The 17,804-nt window shown below is 64.4% G+C and carries 6 protein-coding genes; 5 read left to right on the top strand and 1 reads right to left on the bottom strand.

Translation table 11 applies throughout. The annotated features are described in order from the left end of the window. Positions 1–247: 247 nt before the first annotated feature. The 4 genes from H8S62_RS15225 to H8S62_RS15210 all read left to right on the top strand — a co-directional run bounded on the left by H8S62_RS15225 (position 248) and on the right by H8S62_RS15210 (position 13,603). Positions 248–982, top strand: coding sequence for a response regulator (locus tag H8S62_RS15225; protein ID WP_173023909.1), 735 nt, complete (start codon positions 248–250; stop codon positions 980–982). Positions 983–1,000: 18 nt separating this feature from the next. Continuing rightward, positions 1,001–2,305, top strand: a complete 1,305-nt coding sequence (locus H8S62_RS18190) for a sensor histidine kinase (RefSeq protein ID WP_243255746.1) — start codon at positions 1,001–1,003, stop codon at positions 2,303–2,305. A 71-nt stretch (positions 2,306–2,376) separates the two neighbouring features. Then, complete coding sequence (locus H8S62_RS15215) at positions 2,377–2,640, top strand: hypothetical protein (RefSeq protein WP_155146196.1); 264 nt, start codon at positions 2,377–2,379, stop codon at positions 2,638–2,640. Continuing rightward, complete coding sequence (locus H8S62_RS15210; RefSeq protein WP_186920151.1) at positions 2,633–13,603, top strand: InlB B-repeat-containing protein; 10,971 nt, start codon at positions 2,633–2,635, stop codon at positions 13,601–13,603. The genes H8S62_RS15215 and H8S62_RS15210 overlap by 8 nt, the downstream gene beginning before the upstream one ends. A 157-nt stretch (positions 13,604–13,760) precedes the next feature. Here H8S62_RS15210 and H8S62_RS15205 read toward each other — a convergent pair whose 3' ends face one another. Next, the gene (locus H8S62_RS15205; protein WP_186920150.1) at positions 13,761–16,151 is read right to left on the bottom strand and encodes a PAS domain-containing hybrid sensor histidine kinase/response regulator; all 2,391 of its coding nucleotides are present in this window, start codon (positions 16,149–16,151) and stop codon (positions 13,761–13,763) included. Between the two features lie 160 nt (positions 16,152–16,311). Here H8S62_RS15205 and H8S62_RS15200 point away from each other — a divergent pair, with 160 nt between their 5' ends. Continuing rightward, the gene (locus tag H8S62_RS15200) at positions 16,312–17,766 is read left to right on the top strand and encodes a GntR family transcriptional regulator (RefSeq protein WP_173023647.1); all 1,455 of its coding nucleotides are present in this window, start codon (positions 16,312–16,314) and stop codon (positions 17,764–17,766) included. Positions 17,767–17,804 lie beyond the last annotated feature (38 nt).

Below are 17,804 nucleotides of genomic sequence, written 5' to 3'. Positions count from 1 at the left end.
TCAGGAGAGGGGACGCTGTTTTACTGCCTATACCGTATCACGGAAGCGCGCCGCCCGTCAACCGCCCTGCGCTGCATTCGTACCGTATATGGTGCATTGGTGCAAAAACGCTCTCTTCGGCGCGGTCCTCTGATATGATGTCGACGAAAATGAGTCAAATATCCCGAAAAACCCGTCGAATGTCCCCTGTGACGCGGGGGGGGGCCGGCGCAGTGCTAAAATACCGGAGGGAAAAGGAGGGATGGGCGTGCTCCGCATCGCAATCTGCGACGATCAGCCATCAGAGCGTGAACTGCTGGGCCGTTTTTTGCGGGCCTATTTCGCGGCCCATCCCTATGAGTACGAGCTGACCGAGTACGCCGGCGGCGAGCCCCTGGTGGACGACTATGAGGACGGCTGCGCCTGTTTCGACCTCATCTTCCTGGACATCTTTCTGGACGGCATCCTGGGCATGGAGGCCGCCCGGAGCCTGCGGCGGTTCGCCCCCCGGGTGCCCATCATCTTTCTTACCGCCAGCCCTGACTATGCGCTGGAGAGCTACGACGTGCGGGCCTACGGCTACCTGGTCAAACCCCTGGACGCCGGACGGGCGGGCGCACTGCTGGAGCGCTTTCTCCGGGAGGAGTACGACGGCCGCCAGAAGACCCTGCTCCTCCGGGAGGGGGGCCGGGGGCGCCGTATCGCCTACCGGGAGATTGAGTGCATTGAGAGCCGCCGCAATGTGCTTCTGGTCCGGCTGGACAACGGCGAGGAGCACCGGGTGTACGCCAGGCTGGACGATGTGGAGCGGGAGCTGGAGGGACACGGCTTTATCCGCTGCCACCAGAGCTACATCGTCAATATGGACCGGGTGCGGACGGTGGAGGACGACTTCCTGATGGCCTCCGGCGAACGGGTTCCCATCCGCCAGCGGGGGGCCAAAACCATCCGCAGCGCCTACTTTGAGTATCTGCTGAGTCAGGCGGAGCTGACGCGCATTTGACCGGAAGGGGGGTATGCTATGCTGGGCGTCGCCGCAGCCTCCGTGGTGGGGGCCGCCATGATGTGCTTCTCCGTGTGCATGGCCCATATCTTCTGCCGCTCCAGGCGCAGGCGCTGGCAGACCGTTCTGGCCTGGATGCTCTGCGCCCTGGTCTGCATCCCTTTGGGAGAGGCTCTTCGGCCCGTCGTCGGCAACTGCTCGGGCCAGTTCACCGGCTTTCTGGCCGTGTTCGTGTATCTCTATCTCTTCGATGTGCCGGTCAAGCAGCGGTTTTTCACCTACTTCTTTGTGGACAGCTCCATGTACCTCACGGCGGTGCTCGCCCGGTACACGGTGCTGCTCTTCCACGGCCTGCGGCCGGACTTCAACCCCCGGATTGCCTTTGTGGCGGTCTATTTCGTCCTCACAGCCGCCTATGTCCTCCTGTTCTTCCGTGTCCTCAGGGACCTGATGGTGGAGCGGCTGGCCCAGTTTGAGGAGCATCTGGGCAGCCTCGCCGCCTTCGCCTGCGTGGGCTATGTGCTCATGCTGCTCCTCTTCGACGCCTGGCAGATCCGCGACGCCGTGTCCCCGGGGGAGTATCTGCGGCTGCTGCTCTATGTGGTGCTGCTCTCCTGCGGCTACTGGCTGTCCTTCTATACCATGACGGCGGTGAAGGAGGGTGTCCTGGCCCAGGCCCAGGTGCGGGAGCTGACGGCCCAGGTGCGGCAGTCGGAGCAGTATTACGTCACCCTCACCAGCCATATCCAGGAGGTGCGGCAGATTCAGCACGACAGCCGCCACCATCTCCGGGTGCTGGACGGCTACCTGCGGGACGGCGAGTACGGCCGCCTGCGGGGATATCTCGCCGAGCTGATGGAGCAGGCGCCCGACACGGGCAGCCTCATTTACTGCGCCAACTATACGGCCAATATCCTGCTGGGGTTCTACGGCGAGCAGGCCCGGAGCGATGGGATCGACTTCCGCTGCGACGCGCAGATTCCGGCGGAGCTCTGCTGCTCCCCGGTGGATATCTGCGCGGTGCTGGGCAACGCCCTGCAAAACGCGCTGGACGCCTGCGTCCGGCAGGCCCCCGGGGAGGCGCGGTATCTCTCTCTCCTGGCGCGGATGGTGGGGCCGAACCTGACCCTGGAAATCAAAAACAGCTACGACGGCGTGGCGGTGGAGGCGGGCGGAAAGCTTCTCACCCGGAAGGACGAGCCCGGCCACGGCCTGGGCTTGGCCAGCATCGAGCGGGTGGCGGCACAGTACCACGGCTACTGCAGCGCCACCCGGACGGAGCGGGAATTCACCCTGCGGGTGGTCCTAACCATGGGTACATAAAGATACGCAGCGCGGCGGGTGGTATGGTAGGTCCGAACGTATAGAAGCGGGGGAAGGAGGCGTATGCGTCAATGAAGGAGGAACGGGCCCGCGGCATGGTGGTCGGCGTCACGGACGAGGGCTGTCCCATCGTGACGGAGGACTACAGCTGTCCCAGCTGGACGGGGTCCGGCCGGGGGTTGTCCGCCGTGCGGGAGTGCTGGTACTGCAAGTACGCGGACTTTCGAAAACGGACGGATGTGACCCTCTCCGTAAGCATCTGCCGCTGCCCGGTCAACCGGGCGGCGATCCTGCGCGACAGTGAAAACGAGAAACAGGAGGTACGTTATGTTTGAGCAATGGTACGCCCGGCTGACAGGAATGATGGAGACGCACCCGGGGCTGCACCGGCTTGCGGCGGCGCTGCTTGCAGCGCTGTCTGCCGGGGCGGCGCTTTGGAGGTGCGCAGGGCGTCTGGCCCGCCGGGCCGCGCCTTGTGTGCGGGCTTTCGGCGGGGAGCTGGCCGCCCTGGGGCGGGAAGCGGCTGAGCACCTGCGGGAGACCGGGACGATGCTCGCCGGGCTGGCCCGGCGGCTGATGGGGCTGTACCGGGCGCACTGGTTGCCCTTGGTCATGACCAAGGGCCGCGCGGTATTCCATTGCCGCGCGGTATTCCATACCGCGCGGCAATGGACGCCTGAGCGCATCCCGGCGGTAAGAGAGGCCGCCCCGCTGTGCCGGGCGTGGCCGGTCCGTGCGGCGGGTATCTCCGCGCGCCGGGCCACGGCCCTGGGGCTGACGCTGTGCATGGTGCTGTCCCTGCTGCCCGTAAGCGCCCTGGGGGCCGATGCGCCCGCCTGCAGCCATGTCCATGACGACAATTGCGGCTATGTGGAGACCCCATGCGACAAGGGCTGTGCGGATACGAACGGAGACGGGGCCGCCGGCCACGCGCCAGACTGCGGCCATGTCCCGGCGACGGGGGGCGCGTCCTGCGCCCACGTCCACGACGGGGACTGCGGCGGCCTGCCGTCCGAGACGGCGGAGGAGAGCGCGGCATGTGAGACCTGCGGCGGGGAGCACGCCCCGGCGGTCTGCCCCGTGGAGCATGTGCGCGGGCTGATGTCCGCCCTGCCCGACCCGGCGGAAGCGGCGGCGCGGATGGCCGATGAAAACGCCGATTGGGATCAGATTGCCGCCTGGGCCGCCCAGGCCCAGACCGCCCAGGACGCCTATGACGCCCTGACCCTGGAGCAGCAGGCCCTCCTGCCGGAGGCACAGGAGATTTTCGCCGCCCTGACGTCTGCCTTCCGGGGAGACGCGGCAACGCTGGCGAGCACTTCGGGCACCTCGGAGAGCGACCCTATTATAATTAGCGACAAATACCAATTGGAGGCCTTCCGGGATAGGGTCAACAGCGGCGACAATCAGATCTACGGCAAGCTGACGGATGACATCAATCTGGGAAACGAGGACTGGACTCCGATTGGGTACTATATCCTCATGTCTGCGAAGGATCTCTACCCCTTTAAGGGCGGCTTTGACGGGAACGGCTATACGATTTCCGGATTGAATGTCAGCTGTGGCAACGCGGGCCTGTTCGGCACCATTGCCAAGGGCGGCGTGGTAAAAAATCTGGCCGTGGAGGGCGCCGTATACGTTAACTATGGCACTTATTCCGACGGCGGCGGTATCGCTGGCGTCAATCATGGCACCATTGAGGGCTGCATCAACCTGGCCGACATCACAAATAAAGCCGGCGCAAATTCCGAAACCCCCTGCCTGGGCGGCATCGTGGGTAATTGTAATTACGACGGCATCATAAAAAACTGCTATAACGGCGGCAGCGTCACCGGAGTCGGCTTCACCTATGCCGGCGGGATCGTGGGGTTCCTGGGGGGCGGTGAGACGCTCCAATGCTTCAGCACAGGCACGGTAACAGGAGGATTTCAGGATGCTGGTGACCCGGGGAAGGGGGTCGGAGGCATCTCCGGATCGCAATATGATGATACCGCCAGCGAACTTTCGGACTGCTACTATCTGCAGGGCTCTGTCGCCGGCGATGGCAATGGGATTCCCGCGCTCACGCTGGAGCAGATGACCGGCCCCAACGCCATGGGCACAGGCAATATGGAAGACTTGAACTATGACAATAAACACCCAACCAGCTTCAAATGGCTGGCGGGCGACTACGCGGGCCAGGTGCCCATGGGCGAGGTTTTTAACGGCAAGCGCGCCTACTACAGCCCGGTACACAGCCACAGGGCCTGCGGGAACTATGTCTGCTCCCACAGCGGTCACAGCGGCAATATCACCTACGAGATCTGGGACGGCACCTCCGTCGCCCTGAGCGCGGGCAATTACTACCTGAAGAACAACGTGACGCTCTCGGGGGATCTCACCATCACGGGCGAGGTGAACCTGTGCCTGAACGGCAAGACCCTTACCCTGGGCGCCGGGTCCATCAAGCCCGAAGCGAACGCTGTCCTCAACCTGTGCGACTGCGGCAAAAACGGCAAGGTCACCTCCACCGGCAGCACCGTTTCCTTTACCAATGCCAGCGCCCAGGTGAACCTGTACGGCGGCACGGTGGCCGGCACAAGCGGAGCCGACACCGTCACCGACACCGCCGAGGGCTGCGCGTTCACCCTCTACGGCGGCGCAGTGAGCAACACCAATCTGGGCTGCGCCATCAAGGCGAACCGGCTCACAGTCACGCTTTGGGCCGGCACGGTGAGCGCCCACTCTGAGGACGGCGTGGCCCTCACGGAGGACAGCAAACTCAACCTCTGGGGGAGCGCCGCCATCACGGGCGGCGCATATGACGGAGCCTCCATTCGGACCCCGGGCACCGGTAGGATCGACATGAACGGCCACACCGGACCGGCGGTGACCATCAAGTTTACCAAGGCAAATCCCCAAGACGGCGACATCGTGGTCACCCATGGCACAACAAAAATGGCCAAACTTTACTCCGACTATAGTACAGACCCAAATCAAACGCTTCGCCAGGACGCCGACGGCAATCTGCTGTACCATCTGCACAACTACACCTACGCCGCAAGCGGCACAGTCATCACCGAGCGCTGCACCTGCGGCCATGAGGAGACCGCCACCCTCAAACTGGACGGCGGCCCCTATTACTATACCGGGAGCCCCGTCACCCCGGCCAAGGTCGGGTATACCTCCGGCTGGCTGGGCGGCGACCTGACCGTCGGCTATCAAAACAACACCGCCCCCGGCACCGCCGCCGCCTCCATCACCAAGGACAATGCGACAGCCAGCCTGAATTTTACCATTGCGGCGGGCTGCACCGTCAAGTATCACCTCAACGGCGTAAACGCATGGAACTATGGGTCCAGTGGGATCCCTTCGACGCTGATCAAGCAGGTGGCCCAGGGCGCGGCGCTGACCGCGCCGGCCGAACCCAAAGCCGACGACTACGAGTTCGCCGGCTGGTATAAAGACGCTGATTGTACCGCTGGGCAGGAGTGGAACTTTGCCGCCGACACAGTGACAAGCAATGAGACGATCCTCTATGCCAAGTGGACGCCCAAGCCCGCCATCGCGCCGACCATCACCAAACAGCCCCAGAGCCTGGACCTTGCCTATGGCGCCGGCGGTTCCCTCAGAGTTACGGTTGGCGACACGCCCTACAGCCACACCAGAAGCATCCAGTGGTATCAAAACACGCAAAACAGCACCAGCGGCGGCACGCCGATCTCCGGAGCCACGGATCCCTGGTACGACATCTCAGAAAAGCTTGCGTCGGGCACCTACTACTATTACTGTGTGATCACCTATACCCGCGATGAAACCAAGCTGGCCGCCTCCGCCACCAGCGATGTGGCTGTCGTGACCATCAGCAAGGGCGGACAGACCGCTCCGGCGGAAAACGAGGGCTACGCCATCAGCTGTGCGGACGAGACCATCACCGTCACGGAGAGCTACGAGGTCTATACCGCCCAGACCGGCGGAACCAAAGTGGAAAGCGGCGGTCAAATTACCCCCGGCGCGACCTATTACATTCGCAAAACGGAGACCGGCACGCAGGCCCCCTCCGACTGGATGGCAATCACGGTGCCGCCCCGCCCCGCCGCCCCCGGCGGCGCCGTCGCCGTCACGGATGAGACCATCAAGGGCAGGAAGGACGGCAAGATCACGATCCCAGCGGGGATGGAGTACCAGGCGCAGAGCGGCAATTGGTTTTCAGACAAAACTGAAATGAGGGGCCTTACCGGCAATGATCAGGTCAAAATCCGTGTCGCGGCCACCGCCGGCGCCTTCCACGGAGAGGAGCAGACTTACACCGTGAACGCCGGGAGAACCCTCTCCGTGACCTTCGACGCCAACGGCGGGTCGCCCGCCCCGAATCAAATCACCGGTCTTTCCTATCAAGAGAAGATTACCGCGCCGGAGGAGCCAGCCAGACCGGGCTATACGTTTGAAGGCTGGTATCTGCAAAATGTTGCAAAATGGGACTTTGAACAAAACCTGGTCGCGGACGATATCACCCTCGCCGCCAGGTGGACGCCCGGCAGCTATACCGTGACCTTCGACCTGAACGGCGAGGACGCCGCGGTGAGTCCCGTCTCGATGCTGGTCGCCTACGGCGGGACCTACGGCACCCTTCCCACCCCTGCCGGAGCTGAAAAGAAGTTTGTCGGCTGGTTCACGGCGGCGGACGGCGGCGCGGAGGTGAAGACGGGGGATACGGTGACCATCACAGGAAACGCCGTCCTCTATGCCCACTGGACGGAGAAGGTGGCCATCACTCTGGATTTGACGGGCCAGACCGTACCCTACAGCGGCGCGGCGCAGTCCTTCCAGCTCCGGGGCGCGGACAGCGGACTCACCGGCTTTGCGGTGGCTTACGCCAGAAACGGCGCGGCTGTGACCGGCCCCGCCGACGCAGGAGTCTATACGGTTACCATCACACGGCCCGCCGACGGGGACCACCAGCCCTACAGCGCGGCCACAACCCTGTCCATCACCCGAAAGCCGCTGGCAGAGGCCATGCTCACCGTCACCGGCGAATATACATACGACGGCACAAAGCAGACAATCCAATACACCGTGGATGACGGCGGCGCGCTGAAAGCGGCCGACTATACCGCCGAGGTCACCGGCAATCAAGACGCCGGAACCGACACCGGCAGGATAACCGTCACCGCCACGGAAAGCGGAAACTACTCGGGTACTATCTCCAAGGCCTTCTCCATCGCTCCCAGACCCTATGGCGACGGCAAGGGCTTTTCCATCGCGGACATCCCCGACCAGTCCTACTCGGGGGCGGCCGTCACCCCGGAGCCGGAGGTCAGGTACGGCGAGACCATGTTGGTCAAGGGGACAGACTTTACGTACACCTATCAAAATAATATAGAGGTGGGGACCGCTGCAATTCAGATCAGCTTCCAGGGCAATTTCTCCGGTACGGCCAGCAGGGCGTTCTCCATTCAAAACGCCGTTCTGCCGGACGGTATTTCCCAGGATGACATCTTCGCCATAACGGGCGCAGAATTGATGACTTGGCACAGGGACAATATCACCCTGTCCGCCAAGGACGGCTGGACGGTGGGGACCGCCCCGGACGCCCTGGGCGTATCTGTCACCCTGAGCGGCGAGAGCGCCCGAAACGCCCAGGGGGAGATTGTCCCCAGCAGCGCCGCGCTGTATGTAAAAACCGGCAATACGATCTATGTGACCACCGTGACCTATCTGCTGGATAAGACCGCCCCGACCGTCTCCTACCGATCGGGCAACCCCTCCGCGTGGACCAATCAAAATGCCGAAATTACCTTCGTCACCGACGACGGACTCTCCGGCGTGGCGGACGTTCAGGTAACGCGGGACGGAACGGTGGATTATCCCGTCAGGGAGAACAGTTTTACCGCAGACCAAAACGGCGCTTATCTCATTGCCGTTACCGACAAGGCGGGCAACACGGGGACCGTGGCCGTCGCCGTGGAAAAAATCGACAAGACCAACCCGGCGGTGGCGCTGACGCCCGGCGGGACAATGGGGGAGAACGGCTGGTACACCTCCGCCGTGACGGTGGCTGTCTCCATCGAAGAGGCGCACCCCGGCAGGTGGGAGTACACCCTGGACGGCGAGACGTGGACCCCGGGTACGGCCGACGGCTTTACCCTCTCCGCCAGCGGCGACTATACGGGCAAAATAGGGGTCAGGGCCGTCGATCTGGCCGGAAATACAGGGGAGGCCGAACTGCCGGAAATCAGGGTGGACCGGGAAAAACCCGCCGCGCCCGCCGTCTCCGCCCTGTCCGGGGGTAAGGCGTACCAGTCCGGCCAGTGGACGGCCCAGGATGTGGTATTCACCCTCTCCGGCGACCCCACCGCCTCCGGCCTCCAGAAATATCAGTACTCCGTGGACGGCGGCGCTTGGCGGGATGTGACCGGGAATCCGCCGACCCACAGCGGCATGGCGGCCGGCGAGACCGCGGTTTACCGCTTCCGGGCCGTCAACAACGCGGGTACGCCCGGCGCTGAGGGCGCGGAATTCACCGTCAGGTACCGCCGCCTGAGCGGCGGTACCGCCGACAGCCCGGAGAACAAGTACAGCGAGGCCGATGTGACCATCTCCGCCGACGGCGGACAGGGCGGCTGGCACACCGCGGACGTGACCGTCACGGTGGAGAAAAAGACGGTCATCGCCGACGGAGGGAAGCGCTACGACGCGGATACCTACTATCAGGTTGACGGCGGCGGCAGCGTGAAGCTGGAGGGGACGGAGATTCTCCTCACCGCCGACGGCGTGCATACCCTGGAGCTCTGGACCCGGGACGAGGCGGGCAACGAGACCACCCGCCTGGAGCTGACCATCCGCATCGACAAGGCCGGGCCGGTCATCAAGGTTGACTCCCTGGTGGAAAGCTGGACGGCGGAGCGGGATTACACCTTCGGCGTGGCGGACGCCCTCTCCGGCGTAAGCTACCTCAGCATCGTCGGCGAGCGGGAGACCGAGCCCACCGTGCTGGAGGTGCGAGCCGACGGGCGGTACACCCACAGGGTCCTCGCCAACGACACCTATACCATCACCACGAGCGACACGGCGGGCAACAGCAGCTCCGTCTTCTTCACTGTGCAGAAGATAGACACCGCCGCGCCCACGGCAGCCTTCGGTGCCATTGAGGGTGAAGAGGGAACAAACGGCTGGTTTACCGGCAAGGTCACGGTGGAAGTCCTGCTGGACGACCCAGAGACCACCCGGGACGACCCCGATACCTCGGCCGTCAATGAGTCCGACAAATCCGGACTACGGGGCTGGCAGTACTCCCTGGACGGCGGCGAGACCTGGAGCGCCGAGCAGGGTCCAAAGGCAGCTGCCTTCACCATCTCGGCCGACGGCGACTATTCCGGCAAGGTAAAGCTGCGCGCCTTCGACAATGCGGGCAACCGTTCCGGCGAGGCCACAGCCTCGGTGAAGCTGGACCAGACCCGGCCCGTGCCGGCCCTCAGGGGGAGCGCAGGCGGCGCCGGGTACGACGGCACGGAGTGGACGGCGGAGGACGTGGTGCTCACGCCTTCCAACACGGCGGAGAACCCCTCCGGCGCGGTCTTCTACTGCTACGACGAGAAGACGGATACCTGGACGGCGCTGACGGACGGAAGCTTCACCGTAGACTGGAACTGTGATGCGACCTTCCGCTTCAAGGCGATCTCCGGCGCGGGTCTGGAGTCCGAGGAGAGGCGCGCCGCCGTTAGGCGCAGCAGAATCACCCCTGCGGAGCTGGCCGAGACCGAGTACGGCCAGGACGACGTTGCAGCCGCCCCGGACAGGACCGGCGAGTGGTACACCAGCGCGCCCACCGTTACCGTGGAAAAAAAGCCCACCGTGGGCACGGGGGGCCTTCCCGCCACCACATACTATGAGCTCTGGAAGGCGCCGGCGGAGAGCGGAGTCAAGACCGAGCTCACCGGCAGCACCATCCGGCCCGAAGGCGACGGCGAGTGGACCCTGAAGCTCTGGACCGGGGATGCGGCGGGCAACGAGACCGAGCCCTATGTCGCCACCCTCCTGGTGGATACCACCGCCCCCGTCGTCTCTTACGTGTCGGGCAACCCGGCGGTGTGGACCAGTCAGGACGCCGCCATCATCTTTACCGCCGCCGACGCCACCTCCGGCGTGGCGGGGGTGGCGGTCCTGCGGGACGGCGCGGCAGCCTATCCCGCCGAAACCGGCAGCTTCACCGCCGACCGGAACGGCACATATACCGTCGCCGTCACCGACCGGGCGGGAAACGCCGCCTCCATGGAGGTGGAGGTCTCTAAAATTGACAAGACCGCTCCCGCCATCGCCTGGGACGCCGCCACTGACGGGCTGGACGCGGCAAAGTGGTACGGCAAAACCCGGCTGGGCGTCGCGGCCAGCGACGACAGCGGCGAGGCTCCCGCCGTGACCTACACCGCCAACGGCCTGCCCCTGGCCGGCGGGCTGCTGGACAGAAGCGGCGTCTTCACCGTGACGGCCACGGCAGTGGACGGCGCGGGCAACCGGAGCAGCGTGGGCAGAAGCCTGCGCATTGAGACCAGGATTGACGACTTCGTCGATATGGTGGACCGCCTGGACCAGAGCAGCCCCGCCGCAGACGTGACCCAGGCGAAGGATTGGTACGACGCCCTGACCGGCGCGGAGAAGGACCGCCTGAGCAAGAACGGCGATGCAGCGGCGGCCAGGGAGAAGCTGGACCGTCTGGTGGAGCAGAAGGCCGGAGAGATTGCCGAAAGCGTGGCGGAGGATATCCGGAGCGCCGACACGGTGGAGGAGATTCTCAGCGCCAAGGATCGCTTCGATCACCTCGCCGAAGACGCAAAGAACCGGGTCTCCGACGAGGACCGGGAGACCCTGCGGAGGAAGGTGGAAGACGCGGAGGCGGCGCGGAAGGCCGCCGAGCAGCTCGCCGCCGCAGACAGGCCCGGCGCATCCTATGAGGAGAAGACCGCCGCCAGGGAGGCGTACGACAAGCTGACCGGGGAGCGGAAGGACCTGGCCGACAAGGTGAGCGGCACGGAGGAGTATTACAAAAGCGTCTGCGCCGATCTCTCCGCCATCGACGCCGTGCTGGACCTGCTGGAGAAGATCAGGAGACCCTATACCCCCGCGGACAAGGACCGGATTGAGGCCGCCGGGGAGGCGTACGACAAACTGAAGCCGCAGCAGAAGAACGCCTTCCCCGGAGTGGAGAGGGACCGCCTGGACGTCCTGGAGGCCATGCGCGGGAAGGCCCAGGCCGTGGAGGATGGAATGAAAGCCCTGGGCTCACCCCCGGCCCAGGAGGCCCTTCGTAAGGCAAAGGCCGATTACGCCACCCTGACCGCCGACGAGAAAAACATGGTGGACGGGGCGCTGAAGGACAGTCTGGAGCAGAAATACAAGGAGATGCTGGACGGACTGACCGCCGATGAAAAGGCCGCCGCCGAGTTCGCCGCCAGGGTTGAGGAGACAAAGAACGCCCCTACCGTGGAGAAGATTGAGCAGCTCATCAAGGACCATGACGCGCTGAGCGGCCCGGCGGAGGCGCACCTGTCCCAGTCCACCAGAGACGACTACCGGAAGCTTGCGGACGACCTTGAAAAGGCCCGGGAGGTCATCGACAAGCTGGACGGCATTGATCTGGATCAGCTGACGCCCGAGGACATGGAAAAGGTGCAGGACGCTCTGGGCAAGGGCGACGCCGACGGCTATGACGACTTGACCGAGGACCAGAAAAAGCTGGTGGACGAGGCTACCGACGGCAAGCCCGGCATTCTTAAAGAGGCCACAGCCGGCGTGGAGGAGGTCGTGGACAAGATTGAGCACATCCCCGGCCACGGCGGCGGCAGCACAAAGCCGGACGGCAGCCCCGACCTGGACGACTGCGTCAACCCCGACAACTCCAATGCGGACAACTCCGCCTCCGGCGGCCACAGCTATGAGGACCACAAGACAGCCATTGAGCAGGCCAAGCTGGCCTATGAAAAGCTCACCGATGCCGCTCGCAGACTGATCAGCGCAGCAGCCGTGGAGAAGCTCAACCTGGAATACGCTGCTCTGATGGCCTATCTGGAGTACGTCAACACCGCCAGCACGGCGGGCGCCAGTGTGGAGGTGGTGGGCCTGGCGGAGAAGGTTGCCCTGCCCGCCGACTCGGTGATGGCCCCCAAGACGGTCGTCTGCGTGGTCATGGAGGAGAGCAGGAGCGCGGCAACGCCGCCCGCCCCCGCCGGCAAGACCGAGGCCCTGAGCGTGGACGTCAAGCTGGTGGCGGACATCTACGGCGCTGCGGACGACGAGATCCCCGTGGCCCGGGAGCCGGTGCAGCCCAAGGAGAACGAGCGGGTGCTGGTCAAGCTGAAGGTGCCCTCCGGCTACCGGAACGACACCCTGGAGATCTGGCACGTGAAAGATAACGGCGCCCGCAGCCGGATTTCCGACTTCTGGCTGGTGACCGAGGCCGACGGCGCCTACGCGGTGTTCGAGGTTTCCTCGTTCAGCCACTTCGTGCTCTTCGCGCAGTCCGTTTACAGCGGCGGGGAAGGCACAACGCCGCCCAAGCCGTCGATCTCCGACTCCGATCACGGCTCCGCCGCCGTCAGTCCCGCGCGGCCCAGGCCGGGCGATACCGTCACCATCACCCCCGCCCCCGACGAGGGCTACGAGGTGGGCGGCGTGGTCGTTACCGACCAGGGCGGCAGACAGGTGAGCGTCAATGATAACGCCGACGGCACCTGGACCTTCATCCAGCCGGAGGGCAGGGTCACGATTTCCGTCACGTTCCGGCCCGCGTGGCCCTTTACCGACGTGGCGGAGGGCGACTGGTGCTATGAGAGCGTACGGTACGTCTACGGGAAGGGCCTGATGCTCGGCACGGCGGACGACAGGTTCAGCCCCTATCTCACCGCCAGCCGCGGCATGGTGGTCACCATCCTCTGGCGGCTGAAGGGGGAGAACACCCCCGCAGGAACGGTCTTCTTTGACGACGTGGCGGAGGGTCAATACTATACCGACGCGGTGGCCTGGGCCGCCGGGACGGATATCGTAAAGGGCTATGATAACGGCTGCTTCGGCCCGGAGGACCCCGTCACCCGGGAGCAGCTCGCCGCAATCCTGTACCGCTATACCCGGTACCGGGGCGGTGATACCGCTGCGGCAGGCGACCTGTCCCGCTTCGCCGACCAGCCCTCGGACTGGGCGGCGGAGGCGGTGCGCTGGGCGGCAGGCGCCGGCATTATCACCGGCAAGGGCGGCGGCAGCCTGGACCCCAGGGGCGCCGCCACCCGCGCTGAGACGGCGCAGATGCTCCGCGGCCTGCTTGATTGAGAGCAGCCCCAAAATATAAAGAGGAGGGAGCGGGAGGCCATTCGGCCTCCCGCTCCCTCCTCTCAGCTTGTCAAAGAAGCGCCTCAGGGCTTCCTTGACAGAAGGCTGCATAACGGATGGGAGTCGATTTCTTGGGAAAAAGCCGCCCCATCCGCCCCTACTGGAGATACCCCTCCATCAACCGGTAGAGCTGCGCCACGTCGATGGGCTTGGCGATATGGTCGTCCATGCCCGCCTGCTTCGCGGCGGCCACGTCCTCGGCAAAGGCGTCGGCGGTCATGGCCACAATGGGCACTGAGGCGGCGTCCGCTTTGGGCAGTGCGCGGATGGTCCTGGCGGCCGTGAGCCCGTCCATCACGGGCATCTGAATGTCCATCAGAATGAGGTCGTAATACCCCGCGGGGGAGCCCTGGAACCGCTCCACCCCCTGGGCGCCGTTGTTGGCGGTGTCCACCTGGGCGCCCGTCTCCTGGAGAATCTCCAGCGCGATCTCCCGGTTGAGCTCGTTGTCCTCCACCAGGAGCAGCCGCTTTCCGGAAAAATGATAGGTGGGCGTCTCCTGCTTCACGGCCGCCCTGCCCAGTACGAATTTCTGTATTCCATAGCAGAGGGTGGAGCGGAAGATGGGCTTTTGAAGGAAGCCGCTGATGCCCGCGCTCCGGGCCGGGGCCTCGATCTCGCTCCAGTCGTAGGCCGACATGATGAGGATGGGCAGCGCCCCGTCCACCTGCTCACGGAGGAGCCGGGCGGTCTGGAGACCGTCCATACCGGGCATCTTCCAGTCCAGGATAACGGCGTCGTAATCCCGCCCCGCCAGGTGGGCCGCCCGGGCCATCGCCACCGCGCCGGCGCCGCTGTCGGCGCAGTCGGCATTGAGGCCGATGTCCCGGAGGGCGTTGTCCATGTACTCCCGGGTGACAGCGCCGTCATCCACCACCAGGATGTGCAGATCGGGGAAGTGGTAGGGCTGGGACGGCGTGTCGTCGATCTGCATGGGGAGGATAACCGTAAAGGTACTGCCCTCGCCTACCCGGCTGTCCACCTCAATGCTGCCGCCCAGCAGCTCCACCAGCCGTCTGGTGATGGCCATGCCCAGTCCGCTGCCCTCGGTCTTGTCCACACGGCTGTCCTGCTCCCGGGAGAAGGGCTCGAAGATGTGGGCCAGATAGGCCGTGCTCATGCCGATTCCGGTGTCCGAGATGACGATGCGCAGCTCCGCGGCGGAGCCGTCCATGCCGCTGCGCTCCTCAATATCCATCCTCACCGAGCCGCCGGCCGGGGTGAACTTGGAGGCGTTGGAGAGGAGGTTGATCAAAATCTGCCGCAGGCGGAGCGCGTCGGAGCGAAACCGCTCGTGCCGGATGCCGTGCAGGCGCACGGAGAACTCCTGGCAGTTGACCTTAATGTTGGGCTGGATGATGGTCACCACGTTTTCCAGCAGCTCCGGCAGGGAGACCGGCGCGGTGTTGATCATGATGTTCCCGTTCTCAATCTTGCTCATATCCAGCACGTCGTTGATGAGCCCCAGCAGGTGGCGGCTGGAGAGGGTGATTTTGTTCAGGCAGTCCAGCACCTTGTCCGGGTCGTCCAGATGGACCTTGGCGATGTCGGTCATGCCCACAATGGCGTTCATGGGCGTGCGGATGTCGTGGGACATATGGGAGAGGAAATCGGACTTGGCCCGGTTGGCACGCTCCGCCAGGCTGAGGGCATCCTTCAGCTCACGGGCCTGCCGCTCCAGGGCCTCCCGCATCTGCCGCAGCTCGGTCTCGTTGGTGATGTCGATGAAGATCGCCAGATAGACCGGCTCGCCGCTCTGCCGGTCCGTGCAGGCCGCGTTGACCTGGAGCCAGGCGTCCTGCCCGTGCCGGTCCACCGCCCGGAGCACAAAGTGCACCGGCTCACCGGCGCTGAACTGGCTGCGAAAGCCCCCGAGCACGTCGGCGTTGCGGCGGAGATTTTCCTGGAACAGGGACTCGCCGCCGCACCCGGATTCCGGGGCCGACCCGAAAAACTCGTTGAACCGTTCATTGGCGTCCAAAAGGGCGAACTGCGGGCCGGGCGCCACCCGGAACTTGGCCACAAAGCCGGGCAGATTGTCGTAGGTGACCGACTGGTCAATCTGCTGCTGCATGGTCTCCGTCACATCGGTCATGACCGTGTAGGAGACCTGACAGCCGTCGATGTACTCATCCACAAAGGTGGCCGTCATCTGAACCCAGATATAGCTGCCGTCCCTGCGGCGCATCCGGGCCGTACGGTTATACCCCGGCTTTCCCTCCGCGATGGCCTTCATCACCACCGCACCCATCTTGTTCCACTCCTCCTCGTCGTGAAAACCGAGGGCGGGATTGGTGTAGTAGGTGTCGCACTGGTTGTGGAAAATTGCCTCGTACTCGTCCTTGCCGTAGCCGATGAGGTCGTAGTAAAACTCGTTGGCCCATACCAGCGTAAAATGCGCATCCAGCAGATGCTTGCTGACGCTGACGTGCAGCATATTCATCAGCGTGGCATACTCATATTCCCTGCCCGGGAGCATCCTGTCCATTCCCATCCGCCTCGCTCTTCAACGTGCGGCCGATGCCGCTCCGCTTCTTTCCTGATTTAGCTACAGGTACAGTGTATGCCATCTACGCAAAATAAGCAAGTATTCTGTTCTCCGTTTATCTATGTTATACTGAAATTACGATATGGAAGGGGGGCGGCCCATGCGGGGAGAGAGCGTCCTTTATGAGGCCATTTACGAATCCATACTCACCCAGCTCTACAGCGGCGTGCTCCGCTGCGGACAGGCGCTGCCCTCCCAGCAGGAGCTGTGCCGCAGGTATCATGTGGGCATCACGACCATCCGGAGGGTGGTCCGCATGCTGGAGCGGGACGGGGTCATCGATACGGCCTCCGGCAGGCGGGCCGTGGTCCGCCTGGATGTTCACGACGAATTATGTGTCAACGCGCTCCTGAGCAGAAAGGAGAGCATACTGGACATTTACGGCGGGCTGGAGCTGCTGATGCCGGCCCTGTATGCGCAGGGCGCGCGGCGCTGTGTCGATCTGCCGGCTTTGTACATCCATTTGGAAGCGGTCCGGGGCGGGGCCGAACAGGTTGAGGTGTACGACCAGGCCGTCCGGTTCTTCACGGAACTGCTCGTGACCTACCGGAATCCCGTCATTCTGGATCTGCAGTCCGGGATGGAGCACTACTCGCGCATCCCCCACATCGTCTGCTCCGGCCTGGAGGACCCCTATGCCATTACGGCGGACTTTGTCAAAAGCAAGCTGAGGGATATGTACGAGCTGATTGCGCAGGGCCGGACCGATGAGCTGATCTGCCGCCTTGAACAGATGTACCGGGACATCAAGAGCCGCGCGAAATGCTATCTGAAGGGGCTGGAGGAGCGCTGGCCGCCCGCTTCGGTCCATATTCCGTACCAGTGGTACTCCGGGAAGGGCCGGACGCATCTCTACACGGTGGTGGCCCGCAAGCTCTACCGCCGAATTGAGGCCGGGGAGTTTGTGGGCCGGACGTACCTGCCCTCCGTCCCCGAGATAATGCGGACCTACAGCGTCTCCAAGGACACCGCCTGCAGCGCCGTGGCGCTCCTCAGCGACATCGGCCTGGTCCGCACGCTGGACAAGCGGGGGATGGTGCTGCGGGAGGGGGACGGGCTGCCGCCCCTGCGGCTTGAGGAGAACGTCATCGGCGAGCACCTGGTCCTCTGTGTGGACGCCATGCAGATTCTCGCCGTCTGCGCCGGGCGGCTGGCCTTCGCGGCGGCAACCTGCCTGCCTCGCGATGCCGCAAGGTCGGCTGCGCAGGCGTGGGAGCCGATTCCACGCCCCGGGTCCGCCCGTATCGTCCAGCTTCTGCTTGACTTTCTGCAGCGCTTCACGCCCTGCCGCTGCCTCAGGACCATTCTGGAGCAGTTTGACGATCTGCTGATTTGGGGCCACTACCTGAACCGCCTGGACTGGGACGCTGATAAGGCTGCCGCCCAGGAGGCGGAGTGCCGGGGGTACTTCGACCAGCTGCGCGGGGCCCTCGCCCGTGGGGATGCGGAGCGATTCTCCGCCGGAGTTCAGGATGTTTTCCGGGCGGCATACGATATGGCCCTTACCCAGGCGTCGCGCTGCGTACCCGCCGGAAGGCTGCCGACAGCCCTGTAGGCTCTCCGGGTAAACTGAAAAAATTTGCGGGGATGATG

Origin of the sequence: Lawsonibacter faecis (genome assembly GCF_014287675.1) — a bacterium.
GTDB classification, from domain to species: domain Bacteria; phylum Bacillota; class Clostridia; order Oscillospirales; family Oscillospiraceae; genus Pseudoflavonifractor; species Pseudoflavonifractor faecis.
The sequence above is the reverse complement of the archived record's forward strand: the minus strand, read 5'-3'. Positions and strand labels throughout refer to the sequence as shown.

Excerpts from the sequence above, each read along its gene's own strand:
- H8S62_RS18190 (WP_243255746.1), top strand. The coding sequence starts at position 1,001 with ATGCTGGGCGTCGCCGCAGCCTCCGTGGTGGGGGCCGCCATGATGTGC.
- H8S62_RS15215 (WP_155146196.1), top strand. The coding sequence starts at position 2,377 with ATGAAGGAGGAACGGGCCCGCGGCATGGTGGTCGGCGTCACGGACGAG.
- H8S62_RS15210 (WP_186920151.1), top strand. The coding sequence starts at position 2,633 with ATGTTTGAGCAATGGTACGCCCGGCTGACAGGAATGATGGAGACGCAC.
- H8S62_RS15205 (WP_186920150.1), bottom strand. The coding sequence starts at position 16,151 with ATGGACAGGATGCTCCCGGGCAGGGAATATGAGTATGCCACGCTGATG.
- H8S62_RS15200 (WP_173023647.1), top strand. The coding sequence starts at position 16,312 with ATGCGGGGAGAGAGCGTCCTTTATGAGGCCATTTACGAATCCATACTC.